A 25,179-nucleotide genomic window follows, 5' to 3' on the forward strand; every position below is an offset into this window, starting at 1 on the left:
TTCATCTCATTTTTTTTAACTCAGAAACTATGAAAATCACGCGTTTGATTCTTTTGCTGTTGCTTAGTTTATTGGCAGGTTTTTCTTCGGATGCCCAAAACAAAACCAAGCGCTATCTCTATGTGGCTACTCCGGGGATCAGAGACTATGTCGGTTATGGTGGTCATGGAATTTTGGTATTTGATATAAACAACCAGCACCGATTTGTTAAGCGAATCAAAACCCAAGGCTTTCATCCGAATGGAAAGCCTTCCAATGTGAAAGGAATTGCTGTAAGCATTCCGCTAAACAGTATTTACGTGAGCACTTTGGAATCCTTGCAACGGATCGACCTAAGTACAGAAAAATTGATTTGGGAAATTCCTTTTGCTGGAGGTTGTGATCGCATGTCGATATCACCTGATGGGAAAACGATGTATTTACCATCCTTAGAAAAGGATTTTTGGAATGTGGTTAATTGTGAGACAGGAGCCATTGTCCAGACATTAAAAGGATTTAAAAGAGCACATAATACGCTTTATGGTTTGTCAGGACAATACGTTTATTTAGCCGATATTGGCAATCCTTGGTTGTATCAGGTGGATGCGCAAAAACATACATTGATTCAGAAAATAGGGCCATTCAGTAATTTTGTTCGCCCTTTTACAGTGAATGGAAAGGAAAGTATTGGTTTAGTGACCGTGGATAGCTTATTGGGATTTGAAGTGGGTGATTTAAAAACAGGTAAGAAGTTAGCCAGTATTGTGGTTGAAGGATGGAACAAAGGCCCTGTTCGTCGACATGGAAATCCAAGTCATGGGATCGCTTTAACACCCGATGAAAAGGAAATTTGGTTATGCGACGGTTTTAATATGCGGTTACATGTATTTCAAGGGAAAGCACCTTATCAGCAGTTGACAAGCATACCATTGAAAGATATGCCTGGTTGGATTAGTTTTTCTTTGGATGGAAAATACGCCTATCCTTCCAGCGGAGAAGTAATCGACCCGATCACCAGAAAAGTATTGTATCACTTGGAAGATGAACAACATAATTATGTCTCCAGTGAGAAACTGGTGGAAATAGAGTTTCAAGGAAATAAAGTCATTCGGGCAAGCGATCAGTTTGGGAATGGGAAGGCTCGTTAGTTTTGACGAGCCTTTTCAATCAATTCTTGGGCTTTTTTATCAGCTTCTTCCAATAAGGCATCAGCTTTTCGGTCAGCTTCTTTTTTTAGTCTTTCAGCAATCTTTTGGGCAGCAATTTTAGCAAAAGGATTCTTGGCTTCTTCCACTAATCGGTCGGCATTGGCGTAAGCTTCTTGTCTCAATTTTTGAGAAAGAGCTTCGGCTTCTTGTTTTAAAGCTTCTGCTTTTACTTTAGCGTCATCCAATTGCTTGTTGATTTGTTGTTTAGCTTCTTGCTTCACCAATTCTTTGGCTTGTGTAGTCACAGAACTATTCGAGTTGCCTTGCGCATTGACGATATTCACCTTAAACTGCGGTTTTTGCACGGTTCCTCGAACTGTAATTTGCATTTTCAAGGCTTGCTGAATTTTTTCCAGATTTAGGTTAGGATTTAATTTGGCTAATTGTTGATTCAAACTAGCCGCTACGCCAGATTGTAGTGTTTTTGCTGGAATATCTGTCAGGATATTATATTCCAAACTTTGGTCTAAACCGTTGGACCCATTTACCTGAAATTTGGTCAAATTCGTTTGAACTTCAAAAGGTTTGAATTGTAATCTGCCTTGACTTACCTGGAAATTCAAATGCGTCGGTTTTAATTCCAAATTCTTCAATTGATTCCATTGAGTTAAGCTTAGCAACTGATTAAAGCTAGCTGAATTTTTTAAACTAAAATCAACCAAATCCATATTTCCCACGGCGTTAGTACTCATGATATTGGGAGATAAATCGGGATTCAATTCCCCAGAATACGTAAAGTCAACATCAACCTTACCTTGAGCTGCAGCGGCAATAGGGGCCAGTTTTTGTACCAAACTAAAGTAATGATGGGCTTCTTGCATATTCAAATCATGAATATTGAAAGCCCATTTAACAGATGGGTTTTGATGATCTTTTTTGCTAAAAGTTCCAGTTGATTTCCAAGAGGCATTGGCCAATTGAAAAGATAAATCGTCCATGCTAATGACTTGATCTGCTAAGTGGATTTTACCCTTAGGTTGGCTAATGACTAAATCTTTGAATAGTAATTTGTCGATGTTGGATTGAATCGTGAAATCAACGTTTTTAGGGATTTGCAAATCCGCCGAAGAAGCCGAAGTACTACTTCGGCTGTTCATAGCGGCATTGCCATCACGGATCTTCATCCACGGATTTAAATCTATTAAAGGAGATTCCAGAGTTAAATTCCCCGTGATTTTATCATTTTTCAAGAAATACTGGACATAATTTTGCAAACTACCGCTGGCTGAGAATTCGGTATTAGCGGTATTGCCCACTAGGGAGCTGATCACCAGTGATTTAGGGTTTATAGTAGCTGAGGCATTCTTAATACTGATTTTTTGCTGTGTTTCCGTGTTATTGTATTGAATTTGATGCGCATTAAAATATCCACTTGCTTTCCCTTGGGCTTGCTTAAATGCTTGTACATAGCCATCCAATTGGATATCACTTTGAATGGTGCCACTCATTTGGGTATTTTTCTGTGGGATGATTTTAGCAATTTCGCCTAAGTTTAATACACCCTTCAGACTAGTTTTAATATAGGGGTTTGAAAGTGGCGTTTTTAAGAACAAATTGGCTTGTAAAGGCTGGTTGTTCATGTATAATTGGAATTTTTTTAAGTCAATTACGGTATGATCAGGGATCCCATCTGGATTGTCAATTTGTAAGTCGAGTTCCATTTGTTTAACACCAACTGGAACTTTAGCATAGCTAAATGCACCTTTTGAGATACGTAAATCCATCCCAAAGCTAGGCATGGAGCTACCATTCATTTTACCTTTGGCATAACCAGAGAGAGCAAAATCCCCCGATGCTTGAAGATCTTGGAAGGAGTTTTGGTATAAAAGAGGTATAAGCGATAAGAAATCTTTTAGGGGAGACTTTAACGCATGAAATTTGATGTCCATATTGATGGAAGTATCAGGCATAGCCACCCAAGCATCAAAATGAATGGGTAATTCATTTAGGAACAGGTCGTTGTTCTTAAAGGCAAATTCCATCTTAGAGAAATTCATCTCAATCGGAGCTTCAAGTTTTCCTTTTACTTCAGATAGGTAGGTTTTTCCGAGAAACTCGAAACTTAGTTTTTCGACTTCCGTGCTTGTATTTAAAGTAAATATATCTTTTGAAAAATCACCTGAACCTTCGTGATTGACTTGAATCAGTTGAGTAGCAAATCCTCTCATTTGGTCATTGTAATGAATTTTTGAATCAATGAGTTGATAATGATCCAAGGAAATGCTCATATTTTGATCGGACTTTTCCTGAGGAACCTCTGAGGGAGCAGCTTGATAAATGTCCCAATTCATTTTCCCATTGGGAAGAATGATTAAGTTAAATTGGGCTTGTTCGATGCTGACGTCCTGAATCTCGATTTTTTTATTGAGAAGATATGCCAAAGGGGCAATTTGAACACTGAGTTTAGGTATTTGTGCCAGCGTATCGTTTTTGAATTCGTTTTTTCCAATGATAGAACTGTTTTCTACTTCAATACTTAAACTAGGGAAATGACTTAATAAGCTGATGGAGGCATCTTCAAATTGGAAATGGGCTTGAAGCTTTTCATTAGCCATTTGAGTGATTAGCTCCTTGATGTCATTTTTATACATCATGGAAATTCCCATGGCAGCAAGGATGAAAAATAAGACGATTCCGACTATGGAGAAAAGGACTTTTTTAAACATGGTATGAATATATGCGGCGGTTAAATCTATTTTAATGGAATTTGGGATAGCTTATGAATAAATTGGGTAAATCAGGAAGCATGAGTTAAATTTACATATAATTTCTGTGTGAAAACCATTTCAATTGTCTGATAAATATGAAACGTTCTATTCAAGTATACGGTATAAGTAGCCTAGTTATTCTTTTAGGTGCATTATTTGTTATTTCATGTGCCCAAAATGCTTTGACCGGGAAAAGCCAATTATCTCTAGTGTCAGAATCAGAGATTCAGGCTCTTTCATTGACTCAATATCAAGAATTTTTAAAGACGAGTAAGGTGATTTCTCCTGCAAAAGATGCACAGGCTCAGATGGTGCAGCGGGTAGGTAAAAAGATTACGGCTTCTGTGGAAGCCTATTTTGCAGAGAAGAATAATAAGGATTTTTTGAAAGGATACCAGTGGGAATACAATTTGGTGAAAAACGATACTACGGTCAATGCATGGTGTATGCCTGGTGGTAAAATTGTTGTTTATACAGGTATTTTGCCAGTTACCAAAAATGAAACGGCCTTAGCTTTTGTGATGGGTCATGAGGTTTCACACGCTCTATTGCAGCACGGAAACAAGCGTATGAGTGAGTCTATGGTACAAGAATTGGGTGGTACTGTATTATCTGCAGCAATTTCTAGTAAGCCGAAAGAAACACAGGATTTGTTTATGAAAGCTTATGGTATTGGTACTACAGTGGGCATCATGTTGCCATTTTCAAGAGAACAAGAATTAGAAGCGGATAAGTTTGGTTTGATGTGGGCGGCTAAGTCGGGCTATGATCCTTCAGAAGCTTCTGTATTTTGGGAGCGCATGCAAAAATCAAAAACGGGTGAGCCGCAACCTGAATTTTTAAGTACTCACCCATCTGATGCCACTCGAATCCAAAAGATTAAAGAGTATTTGCCAGAGGCATTGAAATATTACAAAAAGTAAAATCCTAGATCTGTACCTGAAATCTGGATTTTTATACCAAAAATTAGCTTTAAATAGTGCATTAAAGCTTTTTAACTTGCCAACAATCAACCTACATGAAGAAAATTCTATACCTATTACTTTTAGCCCCAAGCTTACTTTGGGCTCAAAAATCTCCCAAAAACATTATTAAAGTAAACTTGAGTTCGCTTTTATTGAGGAATTATAACATTACTTATGAGCGTAGTTTAAGTAAACATATCTCATTTTCATTGGGATTTAGGACCATGCCCTATGGCAATGTTCCATTGGAAGGGACCATTACTGATATGATTGATGATAAATCAATTAATATATCTCGTATGAGATTGGGAAATATCGCTATTACGCCTGAAATAAGATACTATTTTAGTAGTAAGGGTAACCAAGGCTTTTATGCTGCTCCTTATGCCAGGTATTTAGTGTATGATCTTACTGCTCCCATCACGGTAGAAGACAAAAGCAGTGGACAATTTGTACAAGTGGATCGTGATTTTAAAGGAAAAATCACATCGATGAATGGTGGCTTAATGTTTGGGGTTCAATATCCCATTTGGAAGAATCGAATGGTATTTGATTTTTGGATTATTGGAGCACATGCTGGAACTAGTACGGGGATTTTAACGGCCGAATTCAAACCTGCATTAAGTGCAGATGAACAAGCTGTCCTACAAAGAGAAGTAGATAATTTGGACACTTCGCCCTTTAAATCAGTAGGTAAGGTGACTGCCAATACCGCTCAAATTAACACAGAAGGGCCATGGTTAGGTGTTCGTGGTTTGGGAATAAATCTTGGATTTAAATTTTAATTACAATCAGCTAACTTTAGTTTGCTGATTTTATGATAAATTTAGCTATTTAACCTATTTAATTTATATGAAACTTCCAAGATTGGGAGCTGGCTTATTTGTGTACTTGATTTTAATTTCAAGTTCACTTATAGCGCAAGTTCCAGGTGTAATCATTGCACATAGTCCTGCGTCTAGTGGCCAATACATCGGTTCTCCTAGTATTTGCATCCTATCCAATGGAGATTATTTAGCTTCTCACGATTTTTTTGGTCCAAAATCAACCGAACACACCTCAGCTGTGTCTCAGGTATATTTGTCAAAAAATAAGGGTAAATCTTGGGTGAAGATTAGCCAAATTCAAGGCCAATTTTGGTCTAAGTTAGTGGAGATTCGTGGCAAGCTTTACATCATGGGAACCAACAAACACCATGGAAATACCATTATTAGAAACTCCATAGATGGAGGTTATACTTGGTCTGAACCTATTGATGGACAGCACGGTCTTTTATTGGAGGGGGAATACCATTGTGCTCCCATGCCTTTTTTAGAGCATCGTGGCCGATTGTGGCGAGCAATGGAAGATGCCATGGGGCCAATTAAGAAGTGGGGAAAAAGATATGGGACCTTCATGATGTCCATGCCCATTGAGGCAGATCCCATGCAAGCATCCAGCTGGACGAAAACAAATGTACTGCGTTATGATTCCACTTATATGGACAATCATTTCGGTGCTTGGATTGAAGGAAATGCCGTGGTAGACCAACAAGGTCAAGTTTGGAATATATTGAGGGTAGATAATAAATCGACGATGGATGAATATGCCGCCATGGTAAAGATTAGTGAAGATGGAAAAGAATCCAGTTTTGATACTAAAACCGGATTTATTGGTTTTCCTGGTGGAGCTAAAAAGTTCACGATTCGGTATGATGCAAAAACTAAAAAATATTGGACTATTTCCAATATCATACCTGATGAAATCAAAGTAAAGAATCTAGGTAAAAATCCAGCCTCTTTTAGAAATACCTTGGCATTATGTTTCTCCACTGATTTAAAGAATTGGCAAGTAAAACAAGTGATTTTTCAACATCCTGATGAAATCAAGCATGGATTTCAATATGTAGATTGGCAATTTCAAGGGAAACATATCGTATTAGCGTGCAGAACTGCTTACGATGATGAGGAGGGAGGAGCACATAACAATCATGATGCCAATTATTTGACCTTTTATCGCATTAAACGTTTTAGAAAATAATTTACTATCAAAAGACTTCACTATGAAACAAATTGTATGCTTGGTTTTCGTTTTATTCGCTCAAGCCGAGTTTATTTTAGCTCAAAAAGCGCCTGAGAATCGGGTGATAGTTATTACGACGGATGGTTTGCGCTGGCAGGACGTATTTAAAGGAATGGACACTATTTTGGCGAAGAAGAAGGTATATCATCATGGAGATAGTTTGGCGATTTTTACGAAGTTTTGGGATAATGATTTAGCTACTCGTAGAAAGAAATTAATGCCTTTTTTGTGGGGAGAATTGTCCAAGAAAGGTCAAATTCATGGTAATAGAGCTTTAGGAAACAAAGTAGATGTCGCTAATCCACATTGGTTTTCGTATCCAGGTTACAGCGAATTGTTGACTGGTCAAGTAGACACGGCAGTGAATTCGAATGATTACAAGCCCAATCCAAACACGAATTTTTTTGAACATGTAAATCAATTGCCTGCATATAAAAATCAAGTAGTAGCTTTTGGTGCTTGGGATGCTTTTGACCGCATTTTAAATGAGAAGCGAGCAGGATTTCCGGTGATTAATGGATATGATGTGTATCCGAACTTGCATGCTGATCCTCAAATGAAATTAATTTCATCGATGATGAGTCAATCATTTCGGGTATTTGGTGATGTAGAAAGTCAGGATGTATTTATTCATTTTCAAGCTATGCAATATTTGAAGACTAAAAAACCCAAAGCGATGTACATTTCTTATGGGGAGACTGATGAGTTTGCACATGAGGGAGCCTATCAGCATTATTTACAAGCTGTTCATAATTTTGATAGTTGGCTAAAAGAGATTTGGGATTTTGTGGAATCAGATCCTTTGTATAAAGGAAGAACAACAATTTTAATTACTACGGATCACGGCAGGGGAGATGTGATTAAAGATCAATGGAAGTCGCACGGTAAAAAGGTCCAAGATTCACATGAAATTTGGTTTGCTATGATAGGAGCTCATGTTAGCCCATTGGGTGAAGTAAAGCAAGCTACACAAGTTTACCAGAAGGACTTAATCCATTTACTCGCAGATAAGCTTCAATTGAAGTTTCAAAGTGAGCGTAAAGAATAAGTAAAATAAATAACCGTTGAAGGATATTAAAAAACAGCTCTGGGTTTAAACCCAGAGCTGTTTTATTTTAAGGTTTATCCCTTTTATTATGAATACTTTCTATTTGTATTTACTATGATTGGTCAGATACTCAACGAAGCTATTAAGTCCAAAACAAGTTTATGTAAGACCGCTAAAGGCATTTATTTAGTGTTTAATTCAGGTGTATAAAAAAAGCTCAGGGTTTAAACCCTGAGCTTTTAAATATTTTGTTGATGTAGTTATTTCACTGTTGGATCGCTGGCAGGAGTGGCTACTTCTTTTTTGAAGAAGGAGAATCTCAAGGCGATTTCATGAGTTTGAGTACTTACTTTACTAATATTGGAGATTGGTAACTCATATACGTAACCTAGGTAGATTTTTTTGCTTGCTTGCATACCAAGGCGTAAGCCGTAACTATCTTTATGACGGTAACTTAAACCAATGTCTAATTTCTCTTTAATCTGAGCATTCAAATTAATATCCCAGCTTAAAGGGACATCGGCAGCTACTCTCAGCAAAGTACTAGGGAATAAGTTGATGTTATTACCCATCTTAATTTTAGTACCCATCATCGTGTAGAAGTAATCCACATCTTTATAGGCTCCACTAGCAGTACCAAAATCATATTTGAATACACGTGGTTGAGAGATGCTAACGAATAAGCCATCGCCTTTGCTAAAACGAAGACCCCAACCGGTATTGAATTTTAATCCTGTTGAGATATCTTGAGCAAAAAGGGCATCATTAGGATTAACTAAGCGAATGGATGACCAATTTAAAGCTAGATTTGAAAATCCACCGCGGATACCGCCTGACATTTTCCATTTATCATTTAAAGAAACGTGGTAAGCGAAATCAGCACCAATATTAGTCGTTTTAACTGGACCTGCTTGGTCTACCATAGCTAAAAATCCTAAACCTTTCTTCTCACCCCATTTGATATTCGCTGTTGCAGCAATTGTCTTTGGTGCTCCTTCTACACCGATCCATTGTTGTCTGTTAATGAAAACAACTTCGGAGTTTTCGGTAGAACCTGAATGAGCAGGAGTGATTATTTGTGGATTAAATCGGTACAGATTGTACATGCTTTCAATTTGAGCATGTGATGTAAAACTCCAAGAAAGTAAGCATCCTAAAAGGAGGTAAGTAAGGGCCAAGCGGCCCCAACTTTGCCTTTTTTGATCTACTCTCAGTTTAATTTGTATATAATTATAGAACATTTTATTACTTTACTTTACTGCTAATCTGTTGATAAGTACGTATGTCGATATGTTTTCCTTTTGTCCATAAAAATCTATTACATAATAATAGATTCCATCTGGAAGGAGTTTACTGTCGCTTGTAGAATCCGAAGTGAGATATTCTCCACCCCAATCATTGGCATAGTTTTCTTTTTCAAAAACTAAATTTCCCCAGCGATTAAAAATGCTTAGCTTATTCTTAAGCCCTAAGATTCCGTCAATGACCAACTTGTCATTCTTACCATCACCATTGGGTGTAATTCCTTGTGGAATAATACCTATGGATTCTATGTTTTCAGTGCGAAACTTATTTTTATCACTTGTAGGAATAACAAATTGACCTTTAAGGCTTGAATCTGCTAACATACGAGTGTTTACCATGGATAAACCTTTCGAAATACGCTCACTAGCAAGAACCTCCGTTGACATCACTCCTAATCCAAGAACAACTAAAAAAGCAGACGCTTTTTTAAGGGTTAAGGAAGGAAGTATAATCGAACTGGGGTTGAAAATTGAATTCATTTAATCTTTATTAGAACACGTTTCAAAATTTTCAAAAGCTGGTTTATTCAATAACAAGTAACAAGCACATCACATGGATGGTTTGTCAAGAGAATTGTTTTAAATATTCTTTAAAACAAGCAAGCCAGATTTTTGCGGAATTAAATTTTTCTGTAGTCTTAATACAGAGCAGCTGAACCGTGAGTTGAGCTGAGAGATAGATTTTTTCATAATTAATTTAGAACATAGTAGAACACTAAACCAGAGCGAAGTCCTATACCCCTGTTCTGATTTACTTTACAAATGTACTTCAATAGATTAATTTAAAAAATAGAACATTGTTATTATTTGTTCTTAATTTTAAATTCAAAACAAAGTTGTTGGCCTGTTGACTTTAATGTGCCTTTGTTGATTTTTGGGTCTGAAGAATGTCCGGTATTTGAAAGCTTGTATCGAATTCTTAACTGCTATTTTTACTTGTCTATTTGAGTAAAATTTAAGCTTTTCTTTACAAATTGACCGTAAAATACGCTGTTTTGCCGCTAAATAAGCTTTTCATTGATAGGGAATCGATGGTATTTTAGTTGATGATGACTGATTAGCCCTGTAAAGTTAATTTAAAATTCTAAGATAAATTTGCTTACAAGTCAGGAAATATGTGCCAGTTTTAAAATGAATAATAGTTTACACGTCTATTGTATCCGTATGATTTTATCTAATATTGAAAAATTGGCTTTAAAATGAATACCCATCTGTATTTGGAGCATAAAAAAAAGCTAGATCAAAAATTAACCTAGCTTTCTACTTTTCGTTCTCTAATCTACTGTCTTTGTTATCTATTTAGTTTCCAAGGAGCTTTTCTTGTTAAACGTAAATCGTAATGCAATTTCATGAGTTTGCGTACTTACTTTACTGATGGCAGAAATGGGTAACTCGTACACATATCCTGCATACAGATTTTTGGTTGCTTGGAAGCCTAAACGGATACCATAGCTATCTGCTCTACGGTAGCTAAATCCTAAATCAAATCGATCGCGGATATGGCTATTAACGTTCACATCATAACTTAATGGAACGTCTGTGGCTACACGTACCATCGCACTCGGATACAAGGTGATTTGTGAGCCTAGTCGAACCTTTGTACCAACCATGGTATAGTAGTAGTCTACATCTTTATATCCTCCTGACACCGCACCAAAGTCGTATTTCAAAACCCTGGGTTGAGAAATACTTAAAAATAGCCCATCGCCTTTTGAGAAGCGTAGTCCCCAGCCTGTGTTGAATTTTAAACCGCTCGAAATGTCTTCTTGAAAGTTATCATCTCCAACATGAGTTAAGCGAATTGCCGACCATTGAATGGTTAAATTGGAGAATCCTCCACGGATACCTCCAGACATTGTCCATTTGTCATTTAATGGGATATGGTAGGCAAAATCCGCACTAATGGTGGTAGTTTTAATAGGTCCAGCTTGATCCATTAAAGCTACTACACCAATCCCCTTATTTTCTCCCCATTTTTGGTTAAGACTTGCTGCAAATGTAACCGGGGCTCCTTCAAAGCCTGTCCACTGACGTCGATTTATGATAGTGATATCGGAAACTTCAGAGGAACCAACGTGGGCTGGAGTAACGATTTGAGGGTTAAAACGATATAAACTGTACATCGTTTCAATTTGTCCTTTTGATTCATATGAACAAATACCTAATAACATCGCTACTAGGGTAGCTACCAACATGCCTTTTATTGACATGTTGGATAGCTTCGTGATGTTGGAGTTACTATATTGATTCGTATTCATTTTTCTTTCTGTTTTCAGCGGTGTTTATTACTTGATTTTCAGTCTATTGATGAAGATGAATGTTGAAATGTTTGGCTTAACACCGTAGAAATCAACAATGTAGTAGTAAACTCCATCTGGAAGTAAACCATCTTTCAAGATAAACACATTATTACTTTCACCACCCCAGTCATTTTTATAGTCCTTAGTTTCGTAGACTATTTCTCCCCAACGATTGAAAATGGTAAGTGAATTCTTGAATCCTAAAATTCCAGGAATAATCAATTTGTCGTTTTTACCGTCTCCATTTGGTGAAATACCTTGAGGAACGAAAGATGGACAAACATCTGGGTCTAGGCGATTAGGAATACCATCATTATCGCAATCAGGTAATCCACCGTAATCAATATTATCTTCCATGATATCTGGGATACCATCGTTATCATCATCCGTATCTTGGAAATCAGGAATACCATCTTTATCGGTATCTACTGGATTATTTGGATTTGTTCCAGCTTCAACTTTATCCTGAATACCATCGTTATCAGCATCTAAATCACGGAAATCAGGAGTACCATCTTTATCTGAATCTACTGGAACACTTGGGTTTGTACCAGCTTCTACTTTGTCTGGAATACCATCATTATCCGTATCTAAGTCTTGGAAATCCGGAGCTCCGTCTGAATCCGTATCCACTGGGTTATTTGGGTTATTACCAGCCTCTGTTTTATCAGGGATGCTATCATTATCTGAATCTAACTCACGGAAATCAGGAATTCCATCTTTGTCTGTATCCGTAGGAGTCGTAGGATTTTTACCTGCTTCTATTTTATCTGGGATACCATCATTGTCGGAATCTAAGTCGCGGAAATCAGGAGTACCATCTTTATCTGTATCAACCGGATTGATTGGGTCTTTCCCTGCTTCTAAACTATCTGGGATACCATCGTTATCCGAATCTATATCGCGATAATCTGGCAAACCATCTTTATCGGTATCTACTGGATTATTTGGATCTACACCAGCTTCAAATACATCTGGGATACCATCATTATCTGAATCGGTATCACGGAAATCAGGAGTTCCGTCTTTATCCGTATCCACAGGGTTGTTTGGATCAGTGCCTGCTTCAATTTTATCTGGGATACCATCGTTGTCCGAATCTAAGTCACGGAAATCTGGTGTACCATCTTTATCTGTATCTACAGGATTGTTTGGATCAGAACCCGCTTCAATTTTATCTGGGATACCGTCGTTATCCGAATCTAAATCGCGGTAATCAGGAGTTCCGTCTTTATCCGTATCTACTGGATTGTTTGGATCAGCACCTGCTTCGATTTTATCTGGAATACCATCATTGTCCGAATCTAAATCACGGAAGTCAGGAGTGCCGTCTTTATCCGTATCCACTGGATTGTTTGGATCAGTGCCTGCTTCGATTTTATCTGGGATGCCATCGTTGTCCGAATCTAAATCACGGAAGTCAGGAGTACCATCTTTATCCGTATCCACAGGATTGTTTGGATCAGCACCTGCTTCGATTTTATCTGGGATGCCATCGTTGTCCGAATCTAAATCACGGAAGTCAGGAGTACCATCTTTATCCGTATCTACTGGATTGTTTGGATCAGAACCCGCTTCAATTTTGTCAGGAATACCGTCATTATCCGAATCTAAATCTTCAAAGTCTTTAGCTCCGTCTTTATCTGTATCTACTGGTGAGTTACAAGAAACAGCTTCTAAGGCATCAGGGATACCATCATTATCAGAATCTAAATCACGGAAGTTCGGTTTGTCGTCTCCGTCAATATCACCTCCTAATTCCACACGGTCAGGAATACAATCATTATCCGAATCTAAGTCAAGAAAATCAGGAGTGCCATCTTTATCTGTATCAATGACTGGAACATATTGTCCACGATCATCCCAACCATCTCCATTTCCGTCATTCAGGTTATTACATGTAGCACATTTGTTTTTGCCTTCCCATGCATCTGGAATGGTATCACCGTCAGAATCTAAATCCAAATAATTTGGAATTCCATCTCTATCATTGTCTCCATCTCTTTCGTCGCTATCTCCTAACCAATCACCATCTGAATCTAAATCACGGTAATTAGGAATGCCATCGCCATCAGGATCAGAAGTTAATTCTTTGCTATCCAGTAAAGAATCTCCATCTGAATCTAAATCCAAGAAGTCTGGAGTACCATCTCGATCTGTATCAGGAATTGGTGCAGGATTAGGTTCTAAGAAATCAGCTAAACCGTTTTTGTTATTATCAATGAATGCACCATTTTGGTCAACAAGTCCATTATAATTTGGATCAATAACACCGCGTCTTGAATCAGTTGCTTCCCATGCATCTAAGATTGAATCACCATCTGAATCAAGATCTAAATAGTTTGGAGTTCCGTCGCCATCGCGATCACTTGAACCTTCAGTTCTATCTAAAATACCATCATTATCCGAATCTAAATCTAAGTAGTTAGGGATGCCATCTCCGTCTGTATCAATGTTTTTCTCGATACTATCTGGGATACCATCATTATCTGAATCTGGATCTTGGAAGTTTGGAATACCATCAGAATCATAATCTTGGCAACTAGGACCTCCAGAAGCACATTCTACACTGTTTGGAATACCATCATTATCACAGTCATTGGCTCCGAAAATTGCAAAGCTTGGAGAACCAATGGAAGGAGGGTTGCCGCCAGCACCACCAACACAATAGTTGAGCGGTTGTGGATCTGTACCATTGTTGGTTCCATCTCCATCGCAGTCTGTATTTTTCCAAGTCAAGGTTGTATTAGCCAATATCTGACTTGCTGGATTGTACGAACATCCATCATTTGGATTTGTACCATCGATCGCTTCTTGAGCGTCAGAAACGCCATCTCCATCGGTATCGGTAGGTAAGCCAGAATTTACCTGCATGGTAAATGTATTGGAAACTGTATTTCCTGAAACGTTGGTTGCAGTTACGGTAAAGCTAGTCAACGAAGTTACAGCAGTAGGTGTACCTGTAATCTTACCATTGACTGTACTAAAAGATAAACCAGCTGGTAGTGTACCAGTAGTTAAAGCATAAGAATCAACTGTACCTGTAATGCTTGGGTCTAATGAAGTAATAGCAATTCCAACAGTATACACATTGGGAGTATTGTAGCTTAAACCAGTAGGTGCAGCATTATTAACCGTAATAGTAAATGTATTTGAAACGGTATTTCCTGATACATTGGTCGCAGTGACAGTAAAGCTTGTTAGGCCAGTTACCGCAGTAGGAGTTCCCGTAATCTTACCATTAACGGTGTTAAAAGATAAACCAGCTGGAAGTGTACCAGTCGTTAATGCGTAAGAATCAACTGTACCAGTAATGCTTGGGTCTAATGAAGTAATAGCTGTTCCAACAATATACACGTTAGGAGTATTGTAGCTTAAGCCAGTTGGAGCAGCAGTATTTACCGTAATGCGTACTACGGTTGTCGTACTACCAGTTCCATTGGAGGCAGTAACAGTATAATCAGTTGCTGGACTAGTTACCGTTGGTGTACCACTAATAACCCCAGTAGTAGGGTTAATACTTAAACCTGTTGGTAATGTAGGAGAAATAGTATAACCGGTAACAGTCCCTGTTACTGTAGGGTTTAAAGCCGTAATGGCTGAATTCACGGTATATACATTCGGTGTCGTGTAGCTTAATCCAGTTGGAGCAGCTGCATTAACTGTTATACTAATAAGATTAGAAGTAGTATTACCAAATCCATTCGTTGCTGTTACCGTATAATTGGTAGCTGAACTAGTCACAGTAGGTGTCCCATTAATGACCCCAGTTGTTGTATTGATACTTAAACCTGCTGGCAGTGTTGGTGAAATGGAGTAGGTATCTACACTACCTGTAATGGTAGGATTTAAAGCCGAAATAGCGGTTCCAACTACATAAACGTTAGGAGTGGTGTAGCTTAAATTAGAAGGAGGAGTATTATTAACCGTAATACGTACCACAGCAGTGGTATTACCTGTGCCATTGGTCGCTGTAACAGTATAATCAGTCGCTGGGCTAGTGATTGTGGGAGTCCCACTTATTACCCCAGTAGTTGTATTAAATAATAATCCAGTTGTTAATCCTGGAGAAATACTATAACTATCTACAACACCAGTGACTGTTGGATTCAAGCTAGTAATAGCTGAATTAACCGTGTAGACATTTGGTGTAGTATAGCTTAAACCGCTTGGAGCTGCATTATTAACAGTAATACGAACTACGGCAGTAGTATTACCTGCTCCATTAGAAGCAGTTACGGTGTAGTCAGTTGCCGAACTTGTTACGGTTGGAGTACCACTGATGACGCCTGTAATTGGATTGATTATTAAACCGGCTGGTAGAGTTGGAGATATAGTATATCCTGTCACTGTACCTGTTACGGTAGGATTTAGTGCAGTTATAGCACTACCTACAACGTATACATTCGGTGTAGTATAGCTTAAAGCAGAAGGAGCAACAAGTGCGGCATTAACTCTTATATTAAGTACGGCAGTTGTGCTACCTGTGCCATTTGAAGCCGTTACCGTATAGTTGGTAGCTGAACTAGTTACCGTAGGTGTTCCACTGATTACCCCAGTAGTTGGGTTAATCGATAAACCAGTTGGTAATGTAGGAGAAATGGTATAGCCAGTAACTGTTCCCACTACGGATGGATTTAGAGCTGTAATAGCTGTACCTACCGTATAAACATTGGGAGTATTATAAGTTAAATTTGTTGGAGCAGCTAATGTAGCGTTCACCGTAATGTTGACTAGAGCTGTCGTGCTACCAGTGCCATTGGAGGCCGTAACAGTATAATCAGTTGCTGGACTAGTTACCGTTGGTGTACCACTAATAACCCCAGTAGTTGGGTTAATACTTAAACCTGTTGGTAATGTAGGAGAAATAGTATAACCAGTAACAGTTCCTGTTACTGTAGGGTTTAAAGCCGTAATGGCTGAATTCACGGTATATACATTCGGTGTCGTGTAGCTTAATCCAGTTGGAGCAGCTGCATTAACTGTTATACTAATAAGATTAGAAGTAGTATTGCCAAATCCATTCGTTGCTGTTACCGTATAATTGGTAGCTGAACTAGTCACAGTAGGTGTCCCACTAATGACCCCAGTTGTTGTATTGATACTTAAACCTGCTGGCAGTGTTGGTGAAATGGAATAAGAATTCACACTTCCAGTTACTGTAGGGTTTAAATTGGTAATAGTTGTTCCGACAACGTAAACATTTGGAGTAGTGTAAGTTAACCCACTAGGAGCAACTGCATTTACTGTGATGTTGATTACCGCTGAGGTACTACCTGTTCCATTGGTGGCAGTTACGGTATAATTGGTAGCTGAACTAGTAACAGTGGGTGTACCACTAATTACTCCAGTTGTTGTATTGAAAGATAATCCAGTTGGTAATCCTGGAGAAATACTATAACTAGTAACTGTACCAGTTACTGTAGGTGAAACATTGGTAATAATGGTGTTAACACTATATACTTTAGGCGTTGGATAACTTAAAGCACTCGGGGCAGCATCATTATCTATAATGGATACGACTGTTGTATTGGTTACAATGGCGGCATTGACCGCATTGGCTATGACGATATTAAATGTTTCTGTTGATTCGGCCGTTAAATCATCCAATACAGGAACGGTGATTGTTTTACTAGATTCTCCAATTGCAAATGTCAGGGTGCCTGACGTATTAGTATAGTCTGTTCCATTGGTAGCGGTGCCTCCTGAGGTAGAATATGTAACGGTAGTTGAAACAGTTGCTGCTGCACTTAAAGTAACTGTAGCAACCGCATTCACACCACCAACAGTTTCAGTAACAGTCAGTGTGGGCGTAATGTTTAGCTTAGGTTGAGCAGCTAAATAGTCATTTAAACTGGTTAACATTTGAGATACCGTGGCAGCATTACCTGTAACGATACCTCCTGACATATTCAATATTTGTCCATTGAAAGTTAATCCTAAAGCTTTGGTAGCAGTAATGGTATAGCTTCCAGAATTTATTGTTATGGCTTCACTAGTTCCCACATTTGGAAAGAAAACCATGGTTCTAATGGTAGATCCATTTGTTTCTCGCCAGTTCATAAAACCAGGAATGGAGTGGAACACGTTGTTTTTGTCATAAAATGTGACAAATCCGGGTAAGTCATTACCCTGTAATTCAAAACCAGATACACTGGAATTTTGAGCAAAGGAAAGACGAGTAATTCCAGTAGTGGATACAGCAATACCATTGTTCGCTTTGTTATTTCCATTTTGATCAGCTATAAACCCTTCATTGAAGGAAACCGACACATAACCAGCTAATGCTGGGGTGGCAACAGAAAGAGACAAAAAGAACGAGGCTAAAAAGAATAGCTTCTTTAAGAAGGATTGCTTTTTAGTTTCTTTAGCTAAAGGGTAAAATTTTTGCATACAATATAATTTTAATGACTATTTGGTTAAAGAAATAGTGAGGTTAGAGAATGAACCCAAAGCCATGAATGAACATGGATTATAGAACGACCAAGAAATCTTTAATGAAGAGGAAGATTGCGCCAGATGGCTAATTAGACAAAATGTCAACCCAAATTATCCCTAGATAACGGAAAATTTGAATCAATTTAAGTTTATTAGAACAAGGAGTAACCCGCTTTTAATCACTAAGAATTCTTGCTTTAAGTTTTCTTCTGTGCGAAATAAGGATTATTTGTAGCCAAATTAAAATTGTAACACAGGATTCGCGTTCTCAATTTCAAATGAAGGACAAAAAAAGCTCTTTTAGTCGATTTGGAGCCAAAGTATTGAAAATTACTAGAAATGTGACCTTTTTATAAAGCTTTAAAAAATGCTATTACGATTGATTAATTGAGATAAACAAGTAAAATAAACAGTTTGTAATATATTGTTCATTTTAAAGAATACTTTACATTGATTATATTTTATTTATAATTAATTGATAATCAAATATTTGAATATATTTTTATTAAATTTTTTTAATTATTTTTTGAAAATAAGTTTACAAACTCTGTTCATACGTATATAGGTTGTAGGCTTTCCTTGTATTTAGCCGTTCATCCTATTTTTACTTAGAATTAATTGAAATTTAAATAGGTAAATTAGAATTTTACTTATATTGCTCGCTGTTCAACTTATTTTAAACCTATTTATCACAACCATGAAAGTAAACTTCACTCAACAAAAATTGAGAGGGTGGTTTTTTTCTGTGTGGCTATTAACTGTTTGCAGTCCAGTTTTGATGGCTCAAAGTCAGGTAGTTACAGGAAAAATCAGCTCTAAGCAAGATGGTACAGGAATCCCTGGTGCCAATGTCAGCCTAAAAGGTACTTCCCGAGGAAGTAGTTCCAATGAAGCTGGAAATTATTCCATTGAGGTATCAGGCCCCAATGCCGTATTAGTCTTTTCTTCAGTGGGTTTTGAACCAACAGAAGTACGCGTAGGTAATCAAAAGAAAATTGATGTTAGCTTAAATCCAGGAACCTCCATGTTAAATGAAGTGGTGGTGACGGCTCTAGGTATACGAAGAGAGGAGAAATCCTTGGGGTATTCCGTAGCCAAAGTGGATGGTAAAGAAATGAACCGTGTGGCTCAAGAAAACGTGTTAAATGCCATGGCCGGAAAAATGGCAGGTGTTACCATCAGCTCTACCGGAGGTACAGGTTCATCTGTTAGCATGGTTATCCGTGGTGCCAATTCATTAAGTACTGATAATCAGCCTCTATTTGTGATTGATGGTGTGCCATTAGCTAATACCTTGAATAATATTAGTCAGGTAGGAAATGACAATCGGGCCGACTTTGGAAACTCAATTTCTGGTTTGAATCCAGAAGATATAGAAAATGTTTCAGTCTTGAAAGGACCTAGTGCTGCAGCTCTATATGGTTCAAGAGCTGGTAATGGTGTCGTGTTAATCACGACCAAGTCAGGTTCTAAGTCCAAAAAGATGACTGTAAATATTACATCTAATACCGTTTTCGATAATCCTTATAAGTTTTTGAAGTGGCAGACTAAATTTGGTCCTGGTCAGTTTTCGGCTATCCCCGTTTCTATTACGGGTAATCCTCTTTCAAATGCCTTTGGAAAATTGATTCAAGAAGAAGTGGGCGCCACCTATGGTGCCGAATTAGACAAAGGTTATTCTGAAGTTCAATGGAATAGTCCTGTTGATGCCAATGGAAAGAAAATAGCTACTCCTTTAATTTCACACAAGGATAATGTGGCCAAATTTGTTCAAACAGGTATCACTACAACTAACGGTATTTCCATTGCGAATAGTAATGATCAATTTAATTACCGTTTGTCTTACTCAAATATGCAGAACCGAGGTATTATTCCTAATTCTGATTTGTTTAGAAATACCTTAAACTTAAATACATCGATTAAAGTCAATAAGAAATTGACCCTAAGTAATAATTTAGATATAAGTCGTTCGTCTTCCAATAACCGTCCTGCAGGAAACCGAGGAACCAATCCTTTGGAATGGGCATATAACGTATCCCCACACATTGATATCTTAGATTTAAAAGATTATTGGATGCCTGGTCAAGAGGGTTTGCAACAAAGAACTCAATATAATACCGTTTATAATAATCCTTATTTCTTAGCCTATGAGGTTAATAATGGATTTGTGCGTGATCGTTTGTTTGGAAACATCCGATTGGATTATCAAATCACTCCCGAAATAAGTTTGATGGGCCGCTATGCTTTAGATACTTATACGGAGCAGCGTGAGATGAAAATTGCGAATAGTTATACTAATGATCCAAGAGGTGCTTATGGTAATATTAATTTAGCCAACTTTGAAAGTAATGCTGACTTCTTAGCTACTTACAAAAAAGATATCAAAGACTTTAGTCTATCTTTCTCTATAGGAGGTAATGCCCGTTATCAACGTGGTTCTAATATTACCAATGCTAGTAAAAGCGGTACGGGTTTAATTGTACCAGGGGCATTTAACGTTCAAAATATTGCTCCAGCCAACTTAGACTATTATAGTACTTGGTTCCAACGTGCTATTTATAGTGGATACGGTTTAGCTAATATTGGCTATAAAGACATGATTTTCTTGGATGTTACGGCTCGTAATGACTGGTCAAGTACTTTACCAGCTGCTAACCGATCGTATTTCTACCCTTCAGCCTCTTTGAGCGTCTTGTTTAATGAAATGTTCAATATGCCAAATCAAGTGGATTTATTTAAATTCCGCGGTGGTGTAGCTCAAGTAGGTAATGATGCCAATCCTTATCAATTATTAGGAACTCTAGGTAATGCAGGAACTTGGGATGGAATTCCTCGTTTGAGTACTCCAGGAACATTATTGATTTCTGATTTGAAACCTGAAATTGTAACCTCTTATGAAACAGGCTTTGATTTAAGTTTATACCGAAATCGACTACGTTTCTCAGGAACTTATTATCAAGTAGAAAATAGGAACCAAATTTTGAGTACCAAATTGCCTCCATCATCGGGGTATTCCTTAAAAAATGTCAATGCTGGTTTATTGGTTAGCAAAGGAGTTGAATTAACGATGGGTTTTACACCAGTTAAATCTTCCAATTGGAACTGGGATGTTAATTTAAACTGGACTCGCAATAGAACCCGAATTGTTGAATTATCAGATGATCTTCCTTATTACACTTTATGGCAAGATGCCAAAGGAGGCGCATGGACTTATGTAGGAGAGGAAATTGGGGATATTTATGATGCCCAGATTGTCACAGTTAAAGATAAAGCTTCCCCTTATTTTGGCTATCCAATTTTGGATAATACAGGTAAGTGGCAGTCGGTTGATGCTATTAACACCCGAAATAAGATTGGAAACTTCAATCCTGACTTTATCTTAGGTATGCAGACTTCCATTTCTTACAAGCGTTTGAGTTTAAATATGTCATTCGATTGGCGTAGTGGCGGTCAATTCGTTTCTCAAACCTATCGTTATGGAGAAGAGAATGGTCGTTCTCAATTATTCTTAGACAAATTGATTAATCCTAACGGATTGACTGGAGATGCACTAAAGAGCTATTTAGTGGCCAATCAAGAGAATTTAATCAAGATTACAGGGAATTATTTCCCATTGGTGGGTGGACCAACGCCAGAATATGGTCCTTATGGATTTAAGTATGGCCCTTATAACTTCCCTCATGGAGGTGTATTTATTCCAGGGGTAATTGCTACAGGTTATGACACATCAGGTAATCCAACAGGATATAGAGAAAACTTGGGTAATACAGGTACAACAACACTTCCATTTGCAGGATCTACTGCTTGGTCATTTACACGTGCGTTCTTATATGATGCGGATTATTTAAAATTGCGTGAAATCTCCATTGGTATTGATTTACCACAGCAATGGTTAAAGAAAATTGGTGTTCAAAATGCCAACTTCTCGGTGTACAGTCGTAATATCATCCTTTGGACTAAAGCGAAAATTAACATTGATCCTGAAACAGCTTTCCAACAAGAGGCAGGAGTTCAGGGTGGTGGTACTCAATTCAAACAAGGAATTGAGCGTTACAACGTAACCCCTTGGGTTATTCCTGTTGGTTTCAAATTAGGTTTAACTTTTTAATGAAATTTAGACAGCAAAAGATCATGAAAAATACTTCATATAAAATAATGGCATTGGTGCTAATCCTATCGGGTAGTTTTTACTCTTGTAAGGATTTAACTGTGCTCAATCAAAATCCCAATGGGATCAATCCGGAGACTGCTAATCCTAATTTAGTGATGTCTACCGTATTAACTGAAACAGGCAAGGCTTTTGTTAACTTAGGTTATCAAGATATTGCGGGTGTCATGCAACATACTCAAAAGGATGGATGGTCCGGTGGCCATAATACCTATGAGTGGGGAGGAAGCCAATCATGGGCTTCTTACTACGATATACTTCGTAATAATCAATATGTGTATAACCGTTCGGTTACCTTGAATTTGGAATTACATCAAGGTATTGCTCTTGTGACTAAATCCATGATGTTTGGATTGATAACTGACTTGTGGGGTGATGCTCCATATACAGCTGCATTAAAGGGAGCTGAAGGTGGTGCTACTAATACTTTTCCAGCTTACGATACACAGGAAACGATTTACACAGGTATTTTAGCCGATTTAGAAACAGCTAATAATCTATTGTCGAAAGCTTCCTATCCAAGTACTCCTGGAACGGCCGACGTATTTTATCAAGGAAATGCTTCTAAATGGAGAAAATTAGCGAATTCATTGGCATTACGCTATTACATGCGTATTTCTGCCAAGAAACCTGATGTAGCTAAAGCAGGAATTGAGAAGATTTTGGCAAATGCTACGCAATATCCAATCATTACGGCTATTGCAGATGATGCAGCTATGCCATTTGCAGGAAATAGTGATAGTGATTCTTGGCCATCTAATGCGGTGTATGATGCTAGTGCTTCCAACTACCGTCGAATTAAAATGGCAGCCACTTTCGTGAATAAATTATTGGACTTAAAAGACCCTAGAATTGGTATATGGGCTAATAAAGTACAGATTCCATTAGTGGTGGATGCTAGTTTACCTAAAGGAACCGATAAAATTGAAGGAGGAAAACGCTATTTGGCACCTGATAAAGTGGTAGGTAGAGATGTAAATACACATCCTGAATATGTTGGATTACCTACTGGTATCATTGGTGGAGCATCTTATAATTTGAGTCCTACGGCTGAGCAGGGAGCCAATAATCCTCACGTTTCATGGGTTAACGATATTTACCGTCAAGCCAAAGGCCCATTATTGAAATCAAGAATGATGTCGGCTGCTGAAGTAAGATTTATTTTAGCAGAAGCTGCCTTGAAAGGTTGGGCTGTAGGTGGTACTGCCAAAGCACATTATGAAGCTGGAGTGAAAGCCTCATTAGATACTTGGGGTGTTGGTGGAACTTATGCTACTTACATCACAAATCCAGGAGTAGCATTTGATGGAACGCTGAGTCAAATCATTGAGCAAAAGTGGATTTCTAGTTGGACTGCGGCCCAAGAGGCTTGGTTTGATTACCGCAGAACAGGTTTCCCTGTTTTAACAGCAGGTCCAGCTGCCATTCGTAAGGTATTGCCAGTTCGTTTTTACTATATGCTAGATGAAAGAAATTTAAATAAAGTAAATACGGAAGCTGCTATGAATAAATTGGAAACAACTACTTATTCAGAAGCGGATGGTAAAAATAGTCCTTGGTCTAAGCCATGGGTATCTCAGGGTACTGGAAAACCTTGGTAATCAAAAGCTAAACCTTTAACCAGATTAAATATGTATCAAAGTATCAAAAAAGTAGCGTTAAGTATTAGTGCTTTTTGCCTTTTGGCATTTTCAGGAGTTGCCCAAAAGGTAACCCCTGAAACAGCCTTGAAAAGTTATTTGGCCAATGGCGACAAGTCGTATCAATGGGAGTTGAAAGACTCCGTTTCTTTAGGAACTTCCAAAGGATACCATGTCTTATTAACGTCTCAAAAGTGGCAAAATATCACTTGGAAGCACCAGTTAACCATCATTATTCCAGCTAAAGTGAATTATGAAGGGGCTATGCTTTTTATTACTGGTGGAAGTAATAAAGATGAGCAGCCTAACTGGAGTAAAGAGGATAAGTTGTGGACCTTTTTATCCATGGTCGCGGCTAAAAATCATGCCATTGTAGCGCTCATCAAACAAGTTCCTAACCAGCCTCTTTATGGTGGTAAAACAGAAGATGAGTTGATTTCTTATACCTTACATCAATTCAGAGAAACGGGAGATCACACTTGGCCATTATTATTTCCTATGGTTAAGTCGGCCGTTAGAGGAATGGATGCCATCCAAGAGTTTGCTAGTAAGAAGGCTAATATCCAAGTCAAAGATTTTGTGATTTCGGGAGCTTCTAAGCGTGGTTGGACTACTTGGTTATCTAGTGCCATTGGTGATAAGCGTGTAAAAGCCATTGGTCCTATGGTTATTGATATGCTGAACATGCCAGCAACGTTGAATTATCAAAAGGACACCTATGGTGAATATAGTGATCAAATTGAGGACTATGTCAAATTAGGTATCCCTCAAGGTACAGGAACACCAGTAGGTAAAGCTATCAATTCCATGATTGACCCTTATTCATATCGGGCAAACATGACGGTTCCAAAAATCATCTTTATCGGAACAAATGACCCCTATTGGACAGCGGATGCTATCAAGCATTATTTCGATCAAATTCCAGGTAAAAACTTAATTCATTATGTTCCTAATGCAGGCCATGATTTGGCAGGTGGAAAACAGGCGATTGAGGCATTAAGTGCTTTCTTTGGATTATCTCTTCAAAACAAGGAAGTGCCTGTTCCAACATGGAACGTGGTAAAAGGTAAAGATGGTTTTGAATTAACGGTCAATGCTAATCCGACAGATTTAGAAGATGCGGCCATTTGGGGAACAACTTCCTCTGATCGTGATTTTAGAAATAATCTATGGTTGACAAGAAGAGTTAAACCAGAAGGAAACACGGTAAAATATGTGATTCCATATGTGAAAAAGGGCTACCAAGCTTTTTATATGGATTTAAAATATAAGGATCCTAATGGAGGAAGTTATACCATTAGCACTCGAATTTTTACAACAGATACCGATAAAGTATTGTAATTTGATTTCTTCTAAAAAC

At 37.9% G+C, this 25,179-nt stretch carries 13 protein-coding genes; 8 read left to right on the forward strand and 5 right to left on the reverse strand.

Annotation, left to right across the window (positions count from 1 at the left end; translation table 11 throughout):
- The first annotated feature begins 29 nt into the window (after positions 1–29).
- Positions 30–1,127 (forward strand): YncE family protein, encoded by a 1,098-nt coding sequence (locus HME7025_RS03820; RefSeq protein ID WP_109322371.1) that lies wholly within the window; start codon positions 30–32, stop codon positions 1,125–1,127.
- On the opposite strand, the gene HME7025_RS03825 is transcribed toward HME7025_RS03820, so the two are convergent.
- Positions 1,124–3,853 (reverse strand): AsmA family protein, encoded by a 2,730-nt coding sequence (locus HME7025_RS03825; protein ID WP_109322372.1) that lies wholly within the window; start codon positions 3,851–3,853, stop codon positions 1,124–1,126. The genes HME7025_RS03820 and HME7025_RS03825 overlap by 4 nt on opposite strands.
- 137 nt (positions 3,854–3,990) lie before the next feature.
- Between HME7025_RS03825 and HME7025_RS03830 the strand changes: the two genes are divergently transcribed.
- From HME7025_RS03830 to HME7025_RS03845, 4 genes are all read left to right on the forward strand, one after another.
- Positions 3,991–4,818, forward strand: a complete 828-nt coding sequence (locus tag HME7025_RS03830) for a M48 family metallopeptidase (protein ID WP_109322373.1) — start codon at positions 3,991–3,993, stop codon at positions 4,816–4,818.
- A 95-nt stretch (positions 4,819–4,913) separates the two neighbouring features.
- Positions 4,914–5,645, forward strand: coding sequence for a DUF3575 domain-containing protein (locus HME7025_RS03835; protein ID WP_109322374.1), 732 nt, complete (start codon positions 4,914–4,916; stop codon positions 5,643–5,645).
- A gap of 67 nt (positions 5,646–5,712) precedes the next feature.
- Complete coding sequence (locus HME7025_RS03840) at positions 5,713–6,879, forward strand: sialidase family protein (protein ID WP_226998274.1); 1,167 nt, start codon at positions 5,713–5,715, stop codon at positions 6,877–6,879.
- 22 nt (positions 6,880–6,901) lie between these two features.
- Positions 6,902–7,969, forward strand: a complete 1,068-nt coding sequence (locus HME7025_RS03845; protein ID WP_109322375.1) for an alkaline phosphatase family protein — start codon at positions 6,902–6,904, stop codon at positions 7,967–7,969.
- Positions 7,970–8,229: 260 nt separating this feature from the next.
- Here the strand turns inward: HME7025_RS03845 and HME7025_RS03850 are convergent, their stop codons facing one another.
- From HME7025_RS03850 to HME7025_RS03865, 4 genes are all read right to left on the reverse strand, one after another.
- A complete protein-coding gene (locus tag HME7025_RS03850; RefSeq protein ID WP_109322376.1) occupies positions 8,230–9,210 on the reverse strand; it encodes a PorP/SprF family type IX secretion system membrane protein in 981 nt (326 codons plus the stop codon).
- Between the two features lie 9 nt (positions 9,211–9,219).
- Positions 9,220–9,753, reverse strand: coding sequence for a gliding motility-associated C-terminal domain-containing protein (locus HME7025_RS03855; RefSeq protein WP_109322377.1), 534 nt, complete (start codon positions 9,751–9,753; stop codon positions 9,220–9,222).
- An 815-nt stretch (positions 9,754–10,568) separates the two neighbouring features.
- Positions 10,569–11,483, reverse strand: coding sequence for a PorP/SprF family type IX secretion system membrane protein (locus tag HME7025_RS03860; protein ID WP_226998275.1), 915 nt, complete (start codon positions 11,481–11,483; stop codon positions 10,569–10,571).
- Between the two features lie 75 nt (positions 11,484–11,558).
- The gene (locus tag HME7025_RS03865) at positions 11,559–17,966 is read right to left on the reverse strand and encodes a putative Ig domain-containing protein (RefSeq protein WP_109322379.1); all 6,408 of its coding nucleotides are present in this window, start codon (positions 17,964–17,966) and stop codon (positions 11,559–11,561) included.
- Between the two features lie 742 nt (positions 17,967–18,708).
- On the opposite strand from HME7025_RS03865, the gene HME7025_RS03870 reads away from it, so the two are divergent.
- The 3 genes from HME7025_RS03870 to HME7025_RS03880 are packed head-to-tail and all read left to right on the forward strand — an operon-like array spanning position 18,709 to position 25,160.
- Positions 18,709–22,119 carry a SusC/RagA family TonB-linked outer membrane protein gene (locus HME7025_RS03870; protein WP_109322380.1) on the forward strand — a complete coding sequence of 1,137 codons (3,411 nt, stop codon included), beginning with the start codon at positions 18,709–18,711 and terminating at the stop codon, positions 22,117–22,119.
- 23 nt (positions 22,120–22,142) lie between these two features.
- On the forward strand, positions 22,143–23,780 hold the full coding sequence (locus HME7025_RS03875) for a SusD/RagB family nutrient-binding outer membrane lipoprotein (RefSeq protein ID WP_109324970.1): 1,638 nt from the start codon (positions 22,143–22,145) through the stop codon (positions 23,778–23,780).
- 30 nt (positions 23,781–23,810) lie between these two features.
- Positions 23,811–25,160 carry a PhoPQ-activated pathogenicity-related family protein gene (locus HME7025_RS03880; RefSeq protein WP_109322381.1) on the forward strand — a complete coding sequence of 450 codons (1,350 nt, stop codon included), beginning with the start codon at positions 23,811–23,813 and terminating at the stop codon, positions 25,158–25,160.
- Positions 25,161–25,179: the final 19 nt, after the last annotated feature.

This window comes from Aquirufa nivalisilvae, assembly GCF_003143535.1.
Classification (GTDB): Bacteria; Bacteroidota; Bacteroidia; order Cytophagales; family Spirosomataceae; genus Aquirufa; species Aquirufa nivalisilvae.